Raw genomic sequence first — 3,785 nt, 5'->3', positions numbered from 1 at the left:
CAGGACCCGCAGCTGCCTGCCGCCGTCCACGGTGCCGAAGACCTGCTCGGTCCCGTCGGGCTCGGGGGTGAGCCCGAACTCGGTGTAGTAGCCGGCGGTCTCCGCCACGTTCGGCACGCCGATGGTGATCTCGGTGAGTCTGTGCAGTCCCATCCGCGGGACCTCCTTCTCAGGCGGGGACGAAGCGGTGGTGCATGGACCCGATGCCGTCGATCGTGCTGACGAGCTCGTCGCCGACGGCGAGGAACCGCTTCGGGTCGCGGGCCACCCCCACGCCGGCGGGCGTCCCGGTGAAGATCACGTCCCCGGGCAGCAGCGGGAGCACCGCGGACAGCTCGGCGACCAGCCGCGGTACGCTGAAGATCAGGTCGGAGGTGCGGCCCTTCTGCACGGACTCGCCGTTGACCGCGCAGCCCAGGACGATGTCGTCGCGGTCCTCGAACTCGTCCGGGGTCACGAGGTACGGCCCGATCGGGCCGAACCGCGGGAAGGACTTGCCCAGGCTGAACTGCGGCGCGGGCCCCGCGGTCTGGACCGTGCGCTCGGAGAGGTCCTGCCCGACGGTCAGCCCGGCGACGTGGTCCCACCCGTCCTCGGCGGCCACGTGGCGGGCGAGTTTCCCGATGACCACGACCAGCTCGATCTCCCAGTCGACCGTGGGCCCGGCCAGCGGGATCTCCCCCTCGGGGCCGGTCAGGCAGGAGACGAACTTCGTGAAGACCGTCGGGGAGTCCGGCAGGGCGAAACCGGCCTCGGCGGCGTGGTCGCGGTAGTTCAGCCCGATGCCGAACACCTGCGCCGGAGTGGGCGCCGGCGCGCCGAGCGCGGTCGCGTCGACGGGCCGGGCCTGCTCGAGGGGGGCCGTCTCCGCCCAGGCGGTGAACTCGGCCCAGCGCGGGTAGACGGCCTGCGGGTCGGCGGAGAACCGGCCCGCGCTGGCCGTCTCGACGTCCACGGCACCGGCGTCGGTGACGAGGACGAGCCGGCCCGCGAGGTTGGCGATACGCATGTGACGTTCCTTCAGTCTGTGGGGGACGTGCCGAGGATCTGCGCGACGGCGGCGGCGAGGGTCGCCGCGGCGTCGTCGACGGGCCCGGCGGACCGGAACCCTACGTACCGGTCGGGCCGCACCAGCACGGCTCCGCCCGCCGAGATCCCCCGGTTCTTGAGCCAGGCGCACCGGACGTCGACGTAGTCGCTGTCGAGCACGCCGACCCGCCCGGCCCGCAGCGGCAGTCCCGTCTCGGCCGCGAGCTTCGCCGCGGCCTCGACCCAGGCCTGCCCCTCCTCGCCCGCCAGGAGCACGAAGTACCCGCCCTCGACCAGGCTGCCGAGCGGGATCCGCTCGCCCTCGCGCTCGACCCACGCGTGCGGGAGCGGGTGCCCGGGCTTGGTGCTCGGCTCGTAGAGCCGCACCGGGTCCAGCGGCACGTAGTCCGGCGAGCCGTCCGCGACCACGGCGCCCTCGGGGTAGGTGTAGCCGAACTCGACGTTGTGGTGGCGGAACTCGATGGTCTGCGACCCGATCGCCACGTTCACCGCGTGCCTGCGCTCCTCGGAGTTCGGCAGGTCCTCCCACAGCGGCCGGACCGCGGCCCAGTTCTCCTCGGGGCTCTTCTCCGGCGACAGGCCGAGTGCCTGGTCGATGGTGAAGTGGTTGAGCGCGGCCTTCACGGCGGCGTCGACGTTCGCGGCGTCGACCGGCCGCCGCTCGGCCTCGTAGCTGTCGAGCAGGGCGTCGCCCGCCCGCCCGTCGAGCACCGCGGCCAGCTTCCAGCACAGGTTGTAGGCGTCGTGGATCGCGCTGTTGAGGCCGAGCCCGCCGGTCGGCGGGTGGCGGTGGGCCGCGTCGCCGAGCAGGAACACCCGGCCCGCGCGGAACCGGTCCGCCAGCACGCCCTCCATGATCCACTGGCTGATGTGGTGGACGGTCGGTGAGAAGTCCGGGATGCCGATGGTCGCCCGGATCCGCGCCAGCACCTTCTCCGGGTCGAGGGCGTCGGCGTCGTCGACGGCGAACTGCAGGTGGAACACCCACTCCTCGGAGTCCGGGCCCCAGTGGTCGGGGCCCATCGCGGCGAGGACGCCCGAGGCCCACGAGGCCCCGAAGTCCGGGTTGACCAGCCAGCGGATCAGGACCTCGGGATCGGAGAGGTAGGGCGAGAGGTCCGCGGACATGTGGGTGGAGACCATCCGCATGAGGTCCGTCGGGCCACTCATCCCGATGCCCACGAGGTCGTTGACCGTCCGCCCACCGTCGGCGCCGATCAGGTACGAGCTGCGGACGGTGTAGCGCTCCTCGGTGGCCCGGTCGACGACCGTGGCGGTGACCCCGTCGTCGTCCTGGGTCAGGTCCACCAGCTCGTGGTGGAAGCGGATGGTGGCCTCGGCGAAGGACTCCGCGTGCTCCTTCAGCACCGGCTCCAGCCGGACCTGCGGGAGGTTGGCCGTGCGGCAGGGGCTCGCCGCCACGAAGTCCGGGTCCGTGTACCCGCCGCCCCAGACCTCGAGCCCGCCGATCCGGCGCCCGTAGCCGTCGTGCGGCCCGGCCACGCCGGTGTACCAGCCGGTGGCCTTCATGTTCTCGGCCGGTGTGCTGCGCGCCAGGATCTCCGGGGCCACGCCGACCTCGGTAAAGATCTCCATCGTCCGCTGGTTGAGCACGTGCGCCTTCGGCAGCACCGAGGTGTTCGCATACCGCGAGACCAGCACCGAGGGGATCCCCAGGCGGGACAGGATCATCGACGCGGAGAGGCCGCCGCCCCCACCTCCGACGATCAGCACGGGGGCCTGGAGCTCGTTCATCGCGTCCTCCTCGACGGATCAACACCGAAACCAGCATGATGAATAGGTTGTATGCTTGCCGTCACACGGACCCGGTGTCAAGGCATGCGTCATAATCATCAGGGTCGATTCGTGGAGGGGTGGCATGGCGAGCGATCTCATGAGCGACGGGACGGCGTCGCGCACGGAACGTGCTGCCCAGCGCCTGGGCGAGCTGGCCCGGGCGTCGGCGCCGGGGGGCAGGCTCGGCACCAAGTCCGAGCTGCGCGAACTGTGCGGTGTGTCGGTCGGCACCTTCAACGAGGCGCTTCGGGTGGCGCAGGCGCGGGGCATCGTCGTGGTCCGCCCGGGCCCGGGCGGCGGCCTGTTCGCCGCGGACCAGTCGCCGATGGTGCGGCTCGGCAACTCCGTCCTGGCGCTCGACGCCGACCCGGCCCCGGTCGCCGACGCCGTGCGCATCAGGGACGCGCTCGACCCCTTGGTCATCGCGGACGCCGCCTGGCACTCCTCGCCCGCCGACATCGCCGGATACCGCGACCAGGTCGCCGCGATGACCGAGGCCCAGCTCGCGGGGGACGCCATCGCGTTCATCCGGGCGAACTGGCGCCTGCACGAGCTGATGACCGCCGTGAACCCGAGCCCCATGCTGCGTTCGATCTACCTGACCCTGATCGAGATCATCCGGGACCACACGCTGAAGGTGCTCCCCGCGGACGACCAGCCGCTCGTCGAGGCCATGGCCGAGCGCCTGCGGATCCATGCCGGGCTGGTCGAGGCGATCGCGGAGCGGGACACCGCGGCGATCGAGCGGCTGACCGAGGAGCACAGCGACAAGCGGCGGTCGTAGCGGGTCACAGGCGGTAGGAGCGCAGCTTCGCGTAGAGGGCGGTCCGGGAGATCCCGAGCTCCTTCGCCGCCGCGGACTTGTTGCCGCGGTGCTCGCGCAGGGCCGCGGCGATGACGTTGGCCTCGGCGCGTTCCAACGGGGTCAATGCGCGTCG

General features: G+C 72.1%; 4 protein-coding genes. 1 reads left to right on the top strand and 3 read right to left on the bottom strand.

Features of this window, described 5'->3' with window-relative positions; translation table 11 throughout:
• Window positions 1-169: 169 nt before the first annotated feature.
• The gene (locus H5J29_RS24705; protein ID WP_181783424.1) at window positions 170-1,009 is read right to left on the bottom strand and encodes a fumarylacetoacetate hydrolase family protein; all 840 of its coding nucleotides are present in this window, start codon (window positions 1,007-1,009) and stop codon (window positions 170-172) included.
• Between the two features lie 11 nt (window positions 1,010-1,020).
• Complete coding sequence (locus H5J29_RS24700; RefSeq protein WP_181783423.1) at window positions 1,021-2,805, bottom strand: FAD-dependent monooxygenase; 1,785 nt, start codon at window positions 2,803-2,805, stop codon at window positions 1,021-1,023.
• A gap of 124 nt (window positions 2,806-2,929) precedes the next feature.
• Here H5J29_RS24700 and H5J29_RS24695 point away from each other — a divergent pair, with 124 nt between their 5' ends.
• On the top strand, window positions 2,930-3,631 hold the full coding sequence (locus H5J29_RS24695; RefSeq protein WP_181783422.1) for a FadR/GntR family transcriptional regulator: 702 nt from the start codon (window positions 2,930-2,932) through the stop codon (window positions 3,629-3,631).
• A 4-nt stretch (window positions 3,632-3,635) separates the two neighbouring features.
• On the opposite strand, the gene H5J29_RS36630 is transcribed toward H5J29_RS24695, so the two are convergent.
• On the bottom strand, window positions 3,636-3,767 hold the full coding sequence (locus H5J29_RS36630) for a helix-turn-helix domain-containing protein (protein WP_376768568.1): 132 nt from the start codon (window positions 3,765-3,767) through the stop codon (window positions 3,636-3,638).
• Between the last annotated feature and the right edge of the window lie 18 nt (window positions 3,768-3,785).

It is taken from the genome of Pseudonocardia pini (genome assembly GCF_013870575.1).
In the GTDB taxonomy this organism is placed as follows: Bacteria; Actinomycetota; Actinomycetes; order Mycobacteriales; family Pseudonocardiaceae; genus Pseudonocardia; species Pseudonocardia pini.
Note: the sequence above shows the minus strand (reverse complement) of the source record. Positions and strands in the feature narration are given on the sequence as shown.

Bases quoted from the DNA above. Each gene is read 5' to 3' on its own strand.
- H5J29_RS24695 (WP_181783422.1), top strand. From the start codon at position 2,930: ATGGCGAGCGATCTCATGAGCGACGGGACGGCGTCGCGCACGGAACGT.
- H5J29_RS24705 (WP_181783424.1), bottom strand. From the start codon at position 1,009: ATGCGTATCGCCAACCTCGCGGGCCGGCTCGTCCTCGTCACCGACGCC.
- H5J29_RS24700 (WP_181783423.1), bottom strand. From the start codon at position 2,805: ATGAACGAGCTCCAGGCCCCCGTGCTGATCGTCGGAGGTGGGGGCGGC.